We start from the raw sequence: 16,782 nt of genomic DNA, 5'->3' as shown, positions 1-16,782 counted from the left end.
ATTCCATCGATCGATTAATGTTTACAAAAAGTCGCCCTCCCCTACGGAACGAGCGATTTTTGATCCTACTGAAACTCTATTTATTATGGCATGATTGACGACGGTAGTTGCGTGCAGTCATCGAATCGTTTACCTGTTTCTTCCGTAACGTGTTGATAGCAAATACCATGGGCTCACTTCTTGTTACTTTCGATGCAAAATCCTTGCCATTTCTGTGACTTCTTTCTCTAAAGCAATGACTTTTCCTTCGAGGAGACTTGGATCCTGTTGCTCTGTCAAAGCACCAAGAAGTCCACGAAACCAACGTGTTCCTTCAAGTTGTGCTTGTTCTTTCATGTTTACCAGGGCATTCCGCCACGCTTCTTGATAATGAAGGTACATCTTCTCATTCGCCCACTCCGCATACCCTTGCACAGCCGACTCCAATATTTCCTTCATCTCTTCGCGAATTCGTGCCTTATCATCCTTGGCAAAAAAGGATTTACTCCCTTTAAAGGAGTTTGTGATCTTCTTAAAGGAGTCGAGTGACAATGTTGGAAATGGCGTCTCCCACTCAAGAATGGCCACCGACAAGGTAGGTTCCTCGGAAAGGAGCAACTCGGAATTAATTTGTTGACTCGCTAAAGCGAATTGATGGGCTTGCTCAGTCAGACGATGACGCTCCCACCCTTCTATGCGAAGGGAGGTTGCCCGAAGTTCTTGTGTCAAATCATGGCGTAGAAAATCGATCAATTCCAAGATGCATGAACGAAAAATCTCCTTTATATCACCACGATCCTCCCGCAACACCCCCGGACTAAAGATTTCTCCAAAGACATCTTTATAGCGCAGAAACATTCGCTGACGAACATAGTAAAGAAGTTCCTCAATTTCACGGCGGAGTGCATATTCCTCCGCTCCGCCATCCACCTTTTCCACCAGGTTCTGAAAAGCGTTGAGTTGGGATTGAAGTTGCTCTCGTTGCCGCTCTTTTTCATCATTTCCTTGCCGAGCTGCTTCGTGCAAACTTCGCATCATCCCCAGGGCTCTTTTCACACCCTCTTGAAGACTATGCAGGGAAACCGTTTGTAAATCGCTACTTAAGAAGCGGTAAAAAGCGTCTTCAAAGGAAGCCATTCCTGAAGGTTGTTCAAGGTGCTGACCGTTCTTTTCCTGTAAGGCGAGTAAACTTGAAACCGGATAGAGACGTGGATTCCGTATCCCGTAGGAAAGAAGCTGGTCTTGGATATATCGGAGGACCCCTTGCTTCTCTTCCTCAGAAGCCGCTAAATCCGCAGCGTTCATCAGGAAAAACATCTTATCCATCGAGAAGGCATCCTTCACCCGACCAAGTTGAATGAGGAATTCTCGGTCGGCCCGAGAAAAGGCATGATTGTAGTAGGTAACAAAGAGGATAGCGTCCGCTTCTTTAATATAACGAAAAGCAACATCCGTATGCCGTGCATGGATCGAATCCGCCCCTGGAGTATCCACGAGCGTAACTCCTTGCTGGGTTAGCGGACAATCATAGTAGAGATCCGCAACCTCCACAAAACACGCTTTATCTTCCTGTGCCACCCAAGATGACCACTCATCAAGAGGAAGAGTCACCGTATGGCCGAGTCGTTCGGCGAAACGTTCATATCCTTCACCAACAGCTTGCAAGAAGGGAAGGGCGGTTTTTTGACGAGGGTGAGTAATTGGCTTGTTGAGCAATGCGGAAATGCCTTGCAAACCTTCCGCTAATGTTTCAATTTGCAGATGGAACAACCGATAAATTTGCTTTAAATCCTCCAATAGTGTTTCAGCGGTTTTAAAGGTGATCACGGCTTCCCCGTGGGGGTGATCCTCTGTGGGGGGCCCGATTCGGTTAATTGCTGCGGTTGTCGGATTGGGCGAGACCGGTAAAATGGCTTCCCCCATCAAGGCGTTAGCAAAGGAAGATTTGCCTGCGCTAAAGGCGCCAAAAAGGGCCACCGTAAATTTCCGTTCTGTCGCTCGCTTTCGTTTATTTGCCAATTCTTTGCGATAAACGGATAAACTCTCAATCGTTACGCCTTTTAAAATCGCTTCGACCCTTTGCACACTCGCAAGGACAAGTTGTTCAGGTTCATCCGTTACTAACGGCTCCTTCTCTTCTTGGTCTCTTGGCACTTCTTTCATCGAGGAGACTGGTTCACTTTCTGCAACAGAGGGGATTTCTGATGAAATCAAATCGGCAAGGGAAGCCGTTATCGTATCCCCCGACTCGTTCTCAACGTCATCAAAACCCAATGCATTTCGCTCTTCTTCTGTCAGCTTTTTTTCGCTAGGCACATCCGAGAAGAGCACTTCCATTAATTGCGTATGATAGGAAGTAAGCTCTTCTTGTTGCTGGGCAATCTTACGTTGAGCCACTAGACGTTCTTCCATTTCGTATAGGCGCCCATTTACTTCATCAAATCGGCTCCTTAACTGCCCCTCAATTTCCTCAAGGAAATGTTCTAACCAAACCCTTGCTTCTCGTTGGCTTGCCCCTTGAATCGCTGCAGCTAAATCCGAAGTATATTTCAGTACATAATCACCAGTTAAGCTAGCACCTGCCTTTACCATTCTCTCCAGCATCTCTGGTTGAAAGGAGCGATCCGCCCCATAAATTGCTTGACCTCTCTCATCTTGATACGCACCGTTCTCCTTCAAAAAACGAACAGTCGCCTCGCGCACATGTCGATCCAGTTGATTATCTACTGCTTCACATAACGCTTCATAAAAGACCCTCCGTCGACGCTCTCGCTCCTGCTCAGTTTTCCCCTTTGCAAATAGAATACCGACTTTAAAGTCGGTTAACTTCGTCTCTAAATACGCCTTAGCCCTCTCCCGCATTTCAAAGGGGAACAGATACGCATTGTTCACAATCTCGTCGATGGTACGGAGAAAACTTGATTTTTTTTGATTTAATTCTTGCTGTATTCCTTCGCTTTCTTGCTTTAATATATCAACAGTTCGTTCCAGGTTAGACAGAGCTTGGGTAGATTGGTCTGTCCCAGCATCCCTTACAAGTCGATGCTCCTGATCCGAAATATGCTCTTCTATCAGATACGTTGCTTCTTGGCGGATGCTCCGTGCTACCCACTCACCGGGTTCTTTCATCATATGGGAAAATGTCGCCTTTAGCCGTTCCCATTCATTATGGGGATGGTCTTTCTCTCGTAAAGACGTATAAAAATACCCATCCACATGAATATCCCAATCGGAAAAAGACTTTTCCACGCTTCGCTGATAGTCAGCAAAAGAAAGCTCTTCGTCACGGTGTTTATCAATCTGATTAATCACCAAATACACTCGTTTTCCCCGTTGCTTTAATTCTTTAACAAACTGTAGGTTCACTTCGGACTGGACATGGTTGTAATCCATTGCGTAGAAGAGGACATCCGCAAGATGAAGAGCCGACTCAGTTGCCACTCGGTGCGCATCATCGGTTGAGTCGATACCTGGCGTATCAAGAAGCACCGTTTTATCTGGCAAATTCCCTGTGGATCGCCAAACATCAACCGCAACGACCTCATCCCCGTTCTTTGCCAGTGCCTTTAACTCACCTTCAGTATAGGCACCTTTGTACAACAACCGCTCTCCAGTCCGTAGTGTCAGGACAACCCGGTCCTTCCCTTTTCGGACGGCAACCACATTGGCACTGGTCGGGATTGGACTGGTCGGGAGTAACTCTTCACCGTATAACGCGTTTAACATGGTTGATTTCCCAGCCGAAAAATGCCCACATAAGGCCAACACAAACTCCTGGGAACGGGCTTTTTTCGCAAGATCTAACATCTTCTCCCCACGCTGTGAATCTCCGTGCGCTTTCAATTTCTGCGTGAGATATAAATAACGATGAATTTCCTGTAAATCAGTGGTATCCAGCATGGGTAGATCCCCTTCTTCTAAAATAATCAGATGCATCCACTCAAAGTCATCCGCTTCCTTCGTGTGGTGAAGCGATCCATTGAAATCATCAAGATAATTAATCATTCAAGACACGTTTCCAGTTAGGACGAGGCGAAACCCGTTCCCATACACCAATATCCCTATGTTAATACAGGAGCCATTCAGAGTAAACGTTATTCCTAGCTTTCCTGATAAGATGAAAATCACTACAACACAAAATCAATCTCCCAATAAAATACTGCTTCATTTTCAATCGATCATCTGATACAACGAGTTCCTTTTTTTGTAGAACCCGATCAACACCCCATGAGATAGAAACCTTACAATGTCTTCTTACACTTGAAAAGTAAAAGTACTCTTTTGGAGAAAATGATAGAAAAAGACAGCGATTAAAAGGCTGCCTTTTTCGATGGATATCCCTATTGATTTGATTTTTGAAGAGCGATTTTACATCCCTTCCACCTGAGTCGATTTTGCCAAGAAGGAATCCCCTCTATTATTTTCATTTTTATCAACTTCCGAATGGAGAGAATCAACCCGCTTGTTTGCCTTCACTATTTTTAAGGTGGCCACGATTAGAAAGCTGACAATGACTAACAAGAGCCATGAACTTACCTTTCCTAGATGAACAAGACTCCATCCCTCTCTTTGATTAGGGTATTGCCAAGCGCCAAAGAAGGTCGCAATATTTTCGGCGATCCAAATAAAAAATCCGATCAGCACAAAGGATAGTGCTAGAGGCATTTGGTAACGAACACCATTGAGTAAATACGTAACGCGTGAGTGCCAAAAGACAATGATGATCAGTCCAGATAACCACCAGCGCATATCCACCCAATAGTGGTGGGTAAAAAAATTTAAATAGATGGCCACTGCAAGCGATGTAGCCATCCAAAATGGTGGCCACTTTACTAACTGAACCTCTAACCTTCTCCAGGCCTGGCATAGATAACTTGCAACACTCGCATACATAAATCCACTATACAAAGGTACCCCAAAAAATTTAGAATAACCTTCCTCTGGATATGCCCAAGAACCCATGTGCACTTTGTAAAGCTCAAGTCCTAACCCAAATAAATGGAACAATGTGATTACTTTTAATTCATCCAGCGTTTCCATACCCGAGCGTACCATCCACCATTGCATCAAGAGAAAGATGAGAAGCAGCCAATCATACCGGGGTAGAAAGGGCAGGGGTATGATTTGTGTAACGGCCAGGGAGACAAAAATAACAACAGGAAACAAACAAGATAGCGCTTGTTCCCAACCGAAGCGCGCAAGCTGATTTAACATTCTCACTGGAGTACCTCCAACCGTCTTCTACGAAGTTCAATCATCTTCCTCATCTTGGTATTCTAAAATATCTCCCGGCTGGCATTCCAATGCATTACAAATGGCCTCTAAGGTTGAAAATCGCACAGCCTTTGCCTTGCCCGTTTTCAATTTAGACAGATTGGCCATGGTGATTCCCACTTTCTCCGATAGCGTTGTCACGCTCATTTTCCTTTTAGCCAACATCACATCAATATTAATAATAATTGCCATGATATTCACCTCAAACTGTTAAATCATTTTCTAATTTTATATCGATGGCACTTTGTAAGATCTTTTGAAGCACAGCGGTAAATACGGCAATGACTAGGGAGGCAAAAATAAAGATCAATCCCATTAGGATCACACCAGGAGCATCCTCTTTTACCCCAATAAAATATAAAAATGGCATGAGGATGGTATAGATGAGACTAATTGTGATTGCGCAAAATTTTATCTTCCTTAACGATTTCACTGAACATACTGAGAAAGCTTGATTCTTGTCAATGAAGTTTAACAGCCGGAATACCTGAAACAAGGCCATATAAAAGGGAACTGCTGCAGCATACATCCCGATTAGAGCTGGATAAAACCACAAAGCCTCCTCCATATGCTCTCGTGATATATTCAGCGCTATCTTCGGCAACCCAAGTACACACAATAAAAGTATCGCAAATCCAATCAGAAAAACCGTAACCCGTAACATAATGGTGGAGCCTCGATGCATGGAGAAACACCTCACCTGGTTTAATTAACATTGATTATAAATCAATATTTATCGTTTTTCAATAAAAAATTATCTTTATATTTTAGTCAGGTCAAAATGAAAAACCTCCTTGCACAAGCAATCGCTCCATCAAACATATCCGCACAAAGGAAGTCGCATTTTTCGACTGGAAAACGAACATGGACCTCCGCAAAAAGTACTAAAAAGCCGCTCCCCATGGTCCAGGGGGAAACGACTTTTCTTCGCATTTGACAGAGTGAACCATTTAACAACAGCAATACTGAGACAAAATCCTTAAGGCTAAACCAGACTACAAAGAGCGGGTAATTAATCGTTTAGCAATGCGAAGAGGAACAACCGCCCATTCTGGGGTTAACGGATTATTTAACGCACGAACAATGTCCGTTCTCGCTTCTAGAATAGGTGGAAGCGCCCATAAAGGAATCGAAGATGCCGTTTTAATATTTGCAAGTGACCGACCAATAGCCACTTGATCCGCGATAATTGAAGCAGAACTTCGAAGTTCTTGAATGAGTAGTTGGTTGGCTTTTGATATTCCACTATATATTGTTCCTGGGAGGGCTCGATTACTTTCAGGCTGTGCTTTTAATTGTTGATTCTGTTGAAGTACTTCAGCCGTATTACTTTTAGCTTGTATAATTGCTTCGGCGAGTGCGGGAGAAAAGGGCAAGCGGACACGCCCCACACCTTGAGTTTTCAAAATAAACCCCTCCTTATCGATCGATTAAATTGGTTAACACTGTATACGCTCGGTTTAAGTGAAACAACGCCCATTTGGGTGTTAACGGATCTTGTATTGCGGCCCCAGTAGCTTGTCTAGCTTCTCTAATCGGAAGCGAGGCCCACCTTGGCAGCGTAGAAGCTTTACGAATCTGATTTCTATTTTTCCCCAAGGCAAATTGCCGAGCAAGGATAGTACTTGAAGTAAACAGCTGTTGTACGATTAAATTATAGGCAACGGAAAGTTGACTTCCTCCACGTAAAGTGAGGGACATTTGTGGCTTTGGAATTGACCGTTGGGATTGGGACACAAATAAAACTGCCGCAATTTCTCCCTTCGCCCCCGCCAGTTGCCGTTGTAGGCTTTGAGAAAAGGGGACTCTTCTTGGTATAAATGGCATAATAATTTCCTCCTCAATTATTTTTAGAACAATCACATTATTCCATCCGAGTCAATCCCACGGGTAATAACGAATTTACTTAAATTGACCCTTTTATTTTTCAAAATATCAGTTCTTGGACTAGATTATGCTGAAGGATCGACGGGGTGCGGGCGTTAAACCTATGTAAACACCCCATGTCTAAGGTAGAAGGAATCCAGCATGGTGTATTGACAATAAGGACGCTACCCAAATGTCAATCGATATATGATTTACTGAGTATGGACGCCACACATACACCAGCCTCTTAGAATCGCCAAAAAGAACAAAAGTCTGTAACCCGCCCATGAGGGTTACAGACTTTATCTAACTAAAAACCGGTGATTCCCTTATGTCCAGATCTAATCCTTCCGTTTCATCCTAGGCAGTTTTAAACGATAATGGTTTGCTATATTTGGCACCCATCTATCCTGCTATCCTCGCTCACCATACGGATCCTTTATGCTTCATTGATCTTCTCCTGGGGCTCGTGTGTCAGATACTGATCCAACCATGCAATCACATCTTGATAAACCTCCGCTTTGTTCATCTCATTGAGCATCTCATGACGCCCTTCCTCATATATCTTTACATTCACCTGCATATTGCCTGCCAGTCGCAAAAGGTGAGCCACTTTCTTCACTCCTTTGCCCTCTGCTCCTACCGGATCCTTCTCTCCTGAAAATAGATAGATAGGAAGGTGATTAGGAATTTTTCGGAGCTGTTCCACTCGGTCCAATTCCTTTACGCCTGCAATCATGTCGCAAAAAAACTGAGTGGTAGCAATCTGTCCACACATGGGATCTTCAATGTATTTATCGACTTCCTTTTCATCCCGAGAAAGCCAATCAAATGAGGTGCGAATCGGTTGAAAGGATTGATTAAACTTACCAAATGAGAGGCGATCCAATAATTTACTGCGTGCTCGTTTTCCTTTCACCCTTCGTTGTAATTTTGCCAAAGTAAGCCCTAAGAAGCTTAAGAATCCTTGATCCGTCCCTGTACCCGATAAAATAAGGCCCTGCACTTCTTCGCCATATAACTGCACATACCGACGGGCGAGAAAAGATCCCATACTATGACCAAACAAAACGATCGGCTCATCTGGAAATTCTCTTTTGATTTCCTTGGTCAGTTCGTACATATCCGTAATCGTCCGCATCCAACCATCTTCATCTGCGAAATGACCCAATCGTTCTTGTGTGCTGGCTGTTTGCCCATGTCCCCTATGATCATTGGCAAATACACGATACCCTGCCTGCGTTAACGCTTCTGCAAAGGGTTGGTAGCGTGCAGCATGCTCCGCCATACCATGGGCAATCTGCACCGTTCCCTTTACCTCACCTTCGGGAAGCCATTTGTGCACAAAGATGTTCTCACCATCGTGTGTAGTAAAGGTAAATGATTCGACTTTCATCATGACAACCTTCTTTCTGCCAAGAGATGATTCATTCAACAACCCGTTCATTCGTACCCATCCAGGAGTTCGCTTAACTCTTGCAATCATGCTTTCTTCAACGTACAGCGTTATCGAAGGGAAGTTTCCTATCCGTATTTTATCAACTTCCTACCCATTCGACATCCCACAATCGCAAAAACAGTGCGCACTAAGGCTCACATGCCACCCCGCATGCTTATAACTCAACACCCTCGTTATTGTAACGATTGAAACGTTACCTACGAATCTTTCATATATAAAAAAGAAGATGGCTTGATATCCACTTTTTTGCAAAGCAAAGAGCACTGGCATATGCCATGCCAGTGCTCTACCAAGACCCCCTTGAGTGGGAAGAAATGCTTCCTACTCTATTATTCGCAACAGGGTATTGTTTTGTGTCCAAAAAGCCATGATTTTTTAATTTTATTTTTGTGTGATTTTTTGCTTGCGGTACTGACGGCAAGTTTCCAGCCATCGTTGGACCATCGAACCATTTGATGCAAAGTGAAGATGGGTATAGCCAGCAAGTAGATTACCCGCAACATAACCTTCAAAGGTAGCCCCACGGCGACCTATACTTTCGTAGGCTATTTTATCTCCAATCTTTGACTCCTCTAGCGTTGAATAACGGAATTCATGTCCCTTTGCACTCTCCCCTTTTTTTAGGAGAATCGTATCCTGGTTCGCCCTTACTTCTCGATACCCAAGGGCAGCTAATCGATCGGTCATCGTTACCGTTGCAGGAATTAAACCGACCATTGGAAAATTTCGACCATCTAAGGTGCGGATCCTTTCACAGAGAACCATAAACCCACCACACTCTGCAAATGTGGGCATCCCTGATTTCACCCGCTCTCGAATGGATGCCTTTACCTTTTCTTGACTGGCTAATTGTTCAACATATTCCTCAGGAAACCCTCCGCCAATCATGAGCCCATCTGCTTCGACCGGGACTTTTTCTCCCTCGAGTGGTGAAAAATAGCATAGGGTTGCACCATACCATTCCAAGAGTTCGAGATTCTCAGGGTAATAAAAATTAAATGCTGCATCACGGGCTACCGCGATGACAGGAGGATCTTCTTGAATTGAATTTTTTTGTGGAATAAACAACGTAGGCACCGGCTCGCTTTGCGTTGGAGCCGTTGTCGCCAGTTTTTCAAGCTGATCTAAATCAACGGTCTTTTCCATTGCATGGGCTAAAGTATCAAACAACGGGTCCAAATCCCCACGTTCCACAGCAGGGATTAATCCCAAATGCCGTTCCGGGATGGCAATTCCTTCTTCTCTTCCAAGCCAACCGACAACAGGAATCTGGCATTCTTTCTCAATGGCTGCTTTGCATAGTTGATAGTGCCCCTCGCTTCCGGCTCGATTGAGAAAAACACCAGCAATCTTTGCACGGGGATTTAAACTCTGAAACCCACGTACGATGGCTGCTGCACTCCGCGCCATACTACCAATATCCATGACGAGAATGATCGGACTTTCCAAATGAATCGCAACATCCGCAGTACTGCCGTGATCACTCATTGGATCTTTTCCATCATACATCCCCATAACACCCTCGATAATGGAAAGATCCGCCTCTTTACCGCCACGGATAAATACTTCAAGCATTTGTTCAGGGGACATCATCCATGTGTCAAGGTTGCGCGAAGGACGTTTGGTTACCGCTGTATGATAGCTTGGATCCAAGTAGTCGGGACCAATCTTAAAGCCTTGCACTCGCTTTCCCCTTCGAGTAAAAGCCGCCATTAGCCCAAGGGTCACCGTTGTTTTCCCGGCCCCACTTCCAGTTCCGGCAATCACCAATCGCGGTCGGGTTGAATGACTCATGAACTCACCTCTGATCGATACAATTGAGTAAGATGATCGACAAGTGCAATGGACAGCGTGACATTCCCTGATTTTTTCTTCTCGAGTAACCAGTTCTGTGCCCCGGCTGATAGTAGCGCAGCGGGCTCGCATACTCCATAGGCCCCTGTAAATCGATAGACGGTCTCTGACGGATTGGATAACTTAATCTGGTTCAATTGTTCGGGTGTGAACACTTCAATACCCCATCCATATTTTTCCGCCAGCGCAATTAATCCGGACTCATCCTGCTTAATATCAATGGTAGCGATGTTTCTAACACTTGTTATCGAAAGCCTCTGTTCCGCCAACGTATCAAGTACCACTTGCTCCAATTCCTCGAGAGAGGTTCCTCGATTACACCCCATCCCCAACACAATTACTTTCGGTCGATATAACACTCCATTACGTAAGAAGGTATCTTCTTCGTCATTCGATAATAGACGATGGGTGACAACTAATGCCGCCTGGAAGCTAGTCGACTGTGCTTCCTCCGTGGAGGAAAAGAGATGAAGGTGACTCGGAAGCGGTTTATCATATTTCCACCAATCTCGCTCACCTGATTCCTGGATCAACGCCACCGTCTCTTCATTAACTACTGCAGCACTTACAGGGGTGGCACGATCGAAACTTTCTATCTCCCAGCCAAACTCCCGTCCAAATAAATCCACGGGGATGGTTTTTTGCACATCGGATGCCGTGGTAATGATAGGGCTTGCACCCAGCTGGTTTGCTACCTGGCGAGTTAATTCATTGGCTCCACCCAAGTGTCCGGATAACACACTGATCACATTCTCGCCCCGGTCATCCATCACGACGATAGCTGGATCGGTTTTTTTATCCTGAAGCAGAGGCGCGATCATGCGGATGACTGCTCCGAGAGAAATGATGAGAATAATTCCTTCGTACTCCTTAAAGAGCTCAGGAAGAACCTTGCGCACGGAACCCGAGAAGAGCTGGATTCCAAGCGCTTCTTCATCCCCTTGACGAAATTTATCCATATACCAAAGATCATAACTCTCCATCTGTTTGATGAGCCTTCTTCCCATTTGTGCCCCATGCTTTGTAATCGCTACGATTACAATGCGTCTCATTGGTTCATGACTCCTTTTCGATATCCGTGGGTAAAGCGTTTGTCATACAGTTTCGACTGATGATGCTCCGCCTTCTCGATTAATTTCTCATCCAAGGCCCACCCCGCTAAGATCATCGCATGACTACGAATTCCCGCATGGCGCATATCCTCATCCAAGGTTTTTAACTGGGAGCGAAGAATCTTCTGATCGGGCCAGGTTGCCCGTTGTACCACAGCCACTGGGGTATCCTCTGACCATCCCGCCTCCAGAAGTTCTCTGACTACTTTTTTTGTTAATGTGGCACTCAAAAAGAGCGCTAATGTCGTATGATGCGCTGCCAGATCGCGTAGCTTTTCCTTTTCCGGCACGGGTGTTCGTCCTTCGACGCGGGTGAGGATGAGGGTTTGGGTGAGTTCTGGAATGGTTAGTTCTGCTCCGAGTACACTGGCTGAGGCGAATACCGAACTTACGCCTGGGATAATTTCATAGGGGATAGCCGCTTCTTTTAACTTTGCCATTTGTTCAAAAATCGCACCATATACAGCGGGATCCCCGGTATGGATCCGTGCTACACTTTTTCCTTCCCTTACATAACGCACCATTTCATCAACAATCTCTTCTAATGCCATCCCCGCACTCTTTCGAATGATGGCATCCGAACGGGAGCGAGCGATTAATTTCTCACTAACAAGAGAGTCTGTGTAGAGCACCACATCTGCGGTAGACAGGATGTGGTTCCCTTTAACGGTAATCAAATCAGGATCCCCTGGACCTGCCCCAATGATATACACCTTTGCTTCCAAGGCTTTCATTTTTTCACCACCAATAGGGTCAGATAACCCGGATGAACCCCTTTTAGCTCTCTTACATTCCGCCAGAGCGTCTCTTCAGAAGAGGTAACCTTGGTAGCAGCCATCGCTCGATCTACCAACGATAACTCCTCCAGAAGGTCTATTAGGCTATCGATAACTTTAGCTACCTTTAAAAAAACTACGGAATCATGATCCTGAAGGATTTTCTTCATCGCTTCGCGATCCTCTGTCGCGGGGACAATTGCTATCTTTTCATCCCCATCCGCTAAGGGTAGATCTAAGCGTGAGGCTGCACCATTGACGGAAGACACACCAGGAACTGAGGCAATCTCAACCTCTGGATGCACTTCTTTCATCCGCCGGCTCATGTGGATAAACGTACTATACAACATGGGATCCCCTTCGGTAACAAAGGCCACATCGTGTCCCTGAACCAGTCGTTCCCACACCTTGTTCACCGTACGGTCCCATTCCTTTTCTAGCACCTGACGATCCTTTGTCATAGGAAAGATCAAACCTAGCATCTCTTTCTCCCTTGGATGGATATACGTTTCAGCGATGGTCAGGGCATAGCTCTTTTCACCCATCCGCTTTTTCGGATAAGCAATCACAGAGGACTCCTTCATCACACGGAACGCTTTTACAGTGATCAGCTCTGGGTCTCCTGGGCCAATTCCCACCCCATATAATCGACCGATCGCGTGCTTTTTTTCTACCCATTCGCTCATTGATGATCCTCCTTTCGGCTACCACAGATGACATACACGGGGTTTAAGCCCTCCATCCTCGTCATTGAGAGAATGGGTTTACTGCGTGCCACCTGCAACATGGTCATTCGCGTCGCAAATTCCTCTGCTTGAAAAAGATGCAGGGTTTGCGTAAGCGTTTCTATTGTCACAGCATTCACAACGATCCGCCCGCCTGGTAGTAATCGTCGACAACAGTGGCGGAGCAATTCGTCGAGTTCGCCACCGCTTCCGCCAATAAAGACCGCATGTGGGGACGGCCACGCCTCTAATCCAGCAGGCGCTTTTCCATGAACAATAGTAAAATCCGTCCGAAACTTCACACGATTGGCTGTCACGTTTTCTAAGTCCGCCTCATTTTTCTCGATCGCATGCACCTCGCCCAGGGGAGCCAGTTTACTCGCTTCCACCGAAACAGAACCTGAGCCCGCACCGATGTCCCAAACTACACTGTCATGTTTCAGGTTCATCTCCGCTAGACTTAACACTCGTACTTCTTTTTTGGTGATGAGTCCTTTCTCGGGTCTCCGTTGATAAAAGTGATGATCATCGATCCCCATTCCCCAGTGAGGAATTACAACCTCCGGTTTACGCTTTAAAATCACGACATTTAGAGGAGAGCAATCTGTTTCTGCCAACCTCTCTAAGTCGTACCATTTACACTGCTCAGAAGGGCTTCCTAGGTTTTCTGCAACAAAAGCCTCATACTCGCTCATCCCAAACTGTAGCAAATAAGCGGCCAATTTCCTTGGAGTATTGTGATCATCTGTAAGAATTGCGATCTTCTCTTTTCCATTCACTCGCTGCGCAAGTCCATTCATTCCGCGTCCATGGATACTTTCAACATGAGCCTGTTGCCAACTCTCTCCCATCCGCGCGAATGCGAGTTGTACTGAGCTAAGGTGAGGATGAACTTCTACCTTGTCAGCTCCAACACTACGGATGACTAAGGAAGCAATGCCATATAAGAAAGGATCCCCCGAAGCGAGCACAACGACCTGTCGGGTAGTAGCAGCCTCCTTCACCCGCAATAAAGCTGGGCGAATACCTCCCTGAAAAGAGATTTTCTCCCCTGAATGATTTGGAAAAAAAGAGAGATGTCGTTCCCCTCCTGCGATAACCTCTCCTTCTTCAATCCATTGTCGATAGTGAGGAGGCAATCCATCTCCCCCATCATCTCCGATGCCAATCACTTTCACTTTGTTCATCACTCCATACCGCCCTTCCCAACCATTCACCCTTCATTTTTACGAGAATGGTCTCAATCTCGAGTCCCCCATCGATATGCTTGGCTCCTTGTTGACAAACTTTTTCACTGAGGGAAGTGAAAAATGATAGGAACCCTGCCTCTTCCATGATTTGACCGGCATGGGTGGCTGTATTGGCCTTTCTAACTGCCTCAACCTGTTCAGGTTGAGCCCCTACCTCGGTGGCTACTTCGGCTAAAAAATTAAAATCGACGGGTGCACTTTTGGAATGAACCATCATGACACCCTGAGCCACCTTGGAGAATTTCCCCATCATTCCGACAAGGGTAACTCTCTTTGCCCCTAATCGTTTCGCATGCTTTAATGCAAAGCCAACAAAATCCCCCATTTGGATAAAGGCTTCTTCAGGAAGCGTAGGAAAGAGCTTCATCCCATGTTTTTCGCTACTTCCTCCTGTGGTAAGAACCAAATGGTTACAACCGTTTGATCGCGCCACTGAGATCGCTTGTACGACGCTCGCACGATAGGCTGACGTGGAGAAGGGAACCACCGTCCCTCTTGTGCCGAGAATCGAAATCCCCCCCACAATGCCCAATCGACCATTTAACGTCTTTTTTGCAATCTCTTCACCTTCAGGGACGGCAATCTCCACACTCACACCCCGGTCATCTCCCCATTCAGCCATGACTTCCCCCACCACTTGGTGGATCATCTTACGAGGAACTGGATTAATCGCCGCTTCACCCACTGGTACGGGAAGCCCTGGTTTTGTAACCCGCCCCACTCCCTTGCCTCCATCCAGGTGAATTCCTTTTTCTGAGGTCCATCGAACGGTTGAGAGGATTTCAGCGCCATGTGTTGCATCTGGGTCATCACCCGCATCCTTGATCACACTACACGTCGCATGATTGGCGTCTAAATCCTTACATTGGGTAAGGAAGGAAACCCACTCCCCAATTGGAAGAAGAATCTTGGTTTTTTCGATAGGTGATCCGGTAAGTAGGGAGAGGAGTGCTCCTTTTGTTGCCGCTGTAGCGCAAGCACCGGTGGTATACCCATGACGCATCTCCTTAGGATCCTTTGCTTCCGCCTTTGGTTTCATGTCAGTGCTCTCCTCTCCCTTACCGATTCCATCAGAGCGTAACAGCTAATGCAGAAAGGGCATTAATCGCTGCTACCGCTGTGGGGCTTCCCCCTTTTCGACCACGATTCGTAATGTATGGGACCTCTACTTTTTCCAATTCTTCCTTGGACTCGGCAGCGGAAACAAATCCGACCGGAACGCCTATAATCAAGTCAGGCTTTGCTTCCCCTTTCTTCACAAGACGAATCAATTCCAGTAACGCCGTGGGAGCATTTCCGATAACATAGATCCCTCCCTTTACATCGCGGACCGCTTTACGCATCGAGATAATCGCACGTGTGGTTTCCAATTTCTTTGCTTCTTGCATCACATCCTTATCCGAGATGTACACCCGAACATCACCACCAAATTGGCTAAGGCGTGGTTTGCTGATCCCTACCTGAACCATCTGTACATCCGCAATGACGGCACACCCCTTTCGAATCGCCTCTACCCCTGCCTTCACCGCCTTGGGATGAAAAACAAAACTTCGACCCAGATCAAAGTCGGCAGAAGCGTGAATGACTCGCTGTACTACGCGAAATTCCTCTGGGGAGTAGGAATGGGCACCTAATTCCTCGGTGATCATGCGAAAGCTAAGATCTTCAATCTCCTGGGGCCGTGTGGTCACGGGATTAAATTCCTGAGTGGACATCCCCAACACCCTTTCCTTTGTTTAAATGTTCCATGACATCGTCCATCTGGGTATATACACATCCATAATCAAGACGCGGACGTGCGATAAGAATGACGTTGAGCCCCATATCTAAAGCAGGACCTACTTTTTCATCGACGGAACCTACCTTGCCACTCTCCTTCGTAATCACAGTGGTTACAGCAAAATGCTCATACAAGGCACGATTTAATTCCTCTTTAAAAGGCCCCTGCATCGCAACAATATCTCGCTGGGGAATCCCCAGCGCTTCACATTTCGTCAGATTGTCTTCCCGGGGTAACATCCTTGCAATCATACGGATTCCCGGCTGATTTAATAGTTGGTTCGTAAAAATTTCGAGTGTCTTACTCCCTGTGGTCAATAAGATAACACCCGGGGATTTCTTTGCTTCCACCGCAGCCTCTTCATAGGATTGAACCACTCTTAGTGATGGATGAGTTCCATACTCTCCTGCCGGCCGCTCATATCGAATATAAAATCCCTCAGTCTTCTTCGCTACTTCCATTGCCGTAAGGGATGCCTCTTCTGCGAAGGGATGACTCGCATCCACAATGCCCGTACATTGTCGCTCACAGATCAGTTCCGCCATTTGTTGTTCATTCAGCCTCCCTGATCGCACCGGAATCCCCACTGCTTGTAAACTTTCTGCCGCCGATTCCGTAACCACTGATGCTAAAAGTGGATACCCTGCTGACTGCACCCGTAGCGCTAACTCCCGGCTATCACTTGTCCCTGCCAAAAAGAGAAGCAA

General features: G+C 46.1%; 15 protein-coding genes. All 15 read right to left on the bottom strand.

Translation table 11 applies throughout. The annotated features are described in order from the left end of the window. Positions 1-183: 183 nt before the first annotated feature. Positions 184-3,984, bottom strand: coding sequence for a dynamin family protein (locus CHX35_RS05500; RefSeq protein WP_091835124.1), 3,801 nt, complete (start codon positions 3,982-3,984; stop codon positions 184-186). A gap of 363 nt (positions 3,985-4,347) precedes the next feature. Then, a complete protein-coding gene (locus CHX35_RS05495; RefSeq protein WP_091835121.1) occupies positions 4,348-5,199 on the bottom strand; it encodes a DUF817 domain-containing protein in 852 nt (283 codons plus the stop codon). Between the two features lie 30 nt (positions 5,200-5,229). Beyond that, entirely contained in the window at positions 5,230-5,445 is a 216-nt protein-coding gene (locus CHX35_RS05490) for a helix-turn-helix domain-containing protein (RefSeq protein ID WP_091835118.1), read from the bottom strand. A 10-nt stretch (positions 5,446-5,455) separates the two neighbouring features. Then, positions 5,456-5,938, bottom strand: a complete 483-nt coding sequence (locus CHX35_RS05485) for a DUF2975 domain-containing protein (RefSeq protein WP_091835114.1) — start codon at positions 5,936-5,938, stop codon at positions 5,456-5,458. Between the two features lie 310 nt (positions 5,939-6,248). Continuing rightward, the gene (locus CHX35_RS05480; protein ID WP_091835111.1) at positions 6,249-6,659 is read right to left on the bottom strand and encodes a hypothetical protein; all 411 of its coding nucleotides are present in this window, start codon (positions 6,657-6,659) and stop codon (positions 6,249-6,251) included. Positions 6,660-6,672: 13 nt separating this feature from the next. Continuing rightward, a complete protein-coding gene (locus CHX35_RS05475; protein ID WP_091835107.1) occupies positions 6,673-7,080 on the bottom strand; it encodes a hypothetical protein in 408 nt (135 codons plus the stop codon). 478 nt (positions 7,081-7,558) lie between these two features. Next, on the bottom strand, positions 7,559-8,515 hold the full coding sequence (locus CHX35_RS05470) for an alpha/beta hydrolase (RefSeq protein ID WP_091835104.1): 957 nt from the start codon (positions 8,513-8,515) through the stop codon (positions 7,559-7,561). A gap of 444 nt (positions 8,516-8,959) precedes the next feature. After that, positions 8,960-10,372 carry a cobyrinic acid a,c-diamide synthase CobB gene (locus tag CHX35_RS05465; RefSeq protein WP_091835100.1) on the bottom strand — a complete coding sequence of 471 codons (1,413 nt, stop codon included), beginning with the start codon at positions 10,370-10,372 and terminating at the stop codon, positions 8,960-8,962. After that, on the bottom strand, positions 10,369-11,484 hold the full coding sequence (locus CHX35_RS05460) for a cobalt-precorrin 5A hydrolase (protein WP_091835097.1): 1,116 nt from the start codon (positions 11,482-11,484) through the stop codon (positions 10,369-10,371). Before CHX35_RS05460 ends, CHX35_RS05465 begins: the two co-directional genes overlap by 4 nt. Next, the gene (gene cobM, locus CHX35_RS05455; protein WP_091835094.1) at positions 11,481-12,278 is read right to left on the bottom strand and encodes a precorrin-4 C(11)-methyltransferase; all 798 of its coding nucleotides are present in this window, start codon (positions 12,276-12,278) and stop codon (positions 11,481-11,483) included. Before cobM ends, CHX35_RS05460 begins: the two co-directional genes overlap by 4 nt. Next, positions 12,275-13,006 (bottom strand): precorrin-2 C(20)-methyltransferase, encoded by a 732-nt coding sequence (gene cobI / locus CHX35_RS05450; RefSeq protein WP_091835091.1) that lies wholly within the window; start codon positions 13,004-13,006, stop codon positions 12,275-12,277. The genes cobM and cobI overlap by 4 nt, the downstream gene beginning before the upstream one ends. Beyond that, positions 13,003-14,235 (bottom strand): precorrin-6y C5,15-methyltransferase (decarboxylating) subunit CbiE, encoded by a 1,233-nt coding sequence (gene cbiE, locus CHX35_RS05445; RefSeq protein WP_091835088.1) that lies wholly within the window; start codon positions 14,233-14,235, stop codon positions 13,003-13,005. Before cbiE ends, cobI begins: the two co-directional genes overlap by 4 nt. Next, the gene (locus CHX35_RS05440; protein WP_091835084.1) at positions 14,198-15,334 is read right to left on the bottom strand and encodes a cobalt-precorrin-5B (C(1))-methyltransferase; all 1,137 of its coding nucleotides are present in this window, start codon (positions 15,332-15,334) and stop codon (positions 14,198-14,200) included. Before CHX35_RS05440 ends, cbiE begins: the two co-directional genes overlap by 38 nt. A gap of 31 nt (positions 15,335-15,365) precedes the next feature. Continuing rightward, on the bottom strand, positions 15,366-16,010 hold the full coding sequence (locus CHX35_RS05435) for a precorrin-8X methylmutase (protein WP_425435294.1): 645 nt from the start codon (positions 16,008-16,010) through the stop codon (positions 15,366-15,368). Then, positions 15,991-16,782: a precorrin-6A reductase gene (gene cobK, locus CHX35_RS05430; RefSeq protein WP_091835078.1), complete on the bottom strand. Its 792-nt coding sequence runs from the start codon at positions 16,780-16,782 to the stop codon at positions 15,991-15,993. The genes CHX35_RS05435 and cobK overlap by 20 nt, the downstream gene beginning before the upstream one ends.

It is taken from the genome of Marininema halotolerans, from assembly GCF_900116235.1.
Classification (GTDB): domain Bacteria; phylum Bacillota; class Bacilli; order Thermoactinomycetales; family DSM-45169; genus Marininema; species Marininema halotolerans.
Note: the sequence above shows the minus strand (reverse complement) of the source record. Positions and strands in the feature narration are given on the sequence as shown.

What these genes read in the sequence shown, in the direction of transcription:
- CHX35_RS05485 (WP_091835114.1), bottom strand. Translation starts at nt 5,938, where the DNA reads ATGCATCGAGGCTCCACCATTATGTTACGGGTTACGGTTTTTCTGATT.
- CHX35_RS05435 (WP_425435294.1), bottom strand. Translation starts at nt 16,010, where the DNA reads ATGTCCACTCAGGAATTTAATCCCGTGACCACACGGCCCCAGGAGATT.
- cobI (WP_091835091.1), bottom strand. Translation starts at nt 13,006, where the DNA reads ATGAGCGAATGGGTAGAAAAAAAGCACGCGATCGGTCGATTATATGGG.
- cobM (WP_091835094.1), bottom strand. Translation starts at nt 12,278, where the DNA reads ATGAAAGCCTTGGAAGCAAAGGTGTATATCATTGGGGCAGGTCCAGGG.
- CHX35_RS05465 (WP_091835100.1), bottom strand. Translation starts at nt 10,372, where the DNA reads ATGAGTCATTCAACCCGACCGCGATTGGTGATTGCCGGAACTGGAAGT.
- CHX35_RS05460 (WP_091835097.1), bottom strand. Translation starts at nt 11,484, where the DNA reads ATGAGACGCATTGTAATCGTAGCGATTACAAAGCATGGGGCACAAATG.
- CHX35_RS05470 (WP_091835104.1), bottom strand. Translation starts at nt 8,515, where the DNA reads ATGAAAGTCGAATCATTTACCTTTACTACACACGATGGTGAGAACATC.
- CHX35_RS05500 (WP_091835124.1), bottom strand. Translation starts at nt 3,984, where the DNA reads ATGATTAATTATCTTGATGATTTCAATGGATCGCTTCACCACACGAAG.
- CHX35_RS05440 (WP_091835084.1), bottom strand. Translation starts at nt 15,334, where the DNA reads ATGAAACCAAAGGCGGAAGCAAAGGATCCTAAGGAGATGCGTCATGGG.
- CHX35_RS05475 (WP_091835107.1), bottom strand. Translation starts at nt 7,080, where the DNA reads ATGCCATTTATACCAAGAAGAGTCCCCTTTTCTCAAAGCCTACAACGG.
- CHX35_RS05490 (WP_091835118.1), bottom strand. Translation starts at nt 5,445, where the DNA reads ATGGCAATTATTATTAATATTGATGTGATGTTGGCTAAAAGGAAAATG.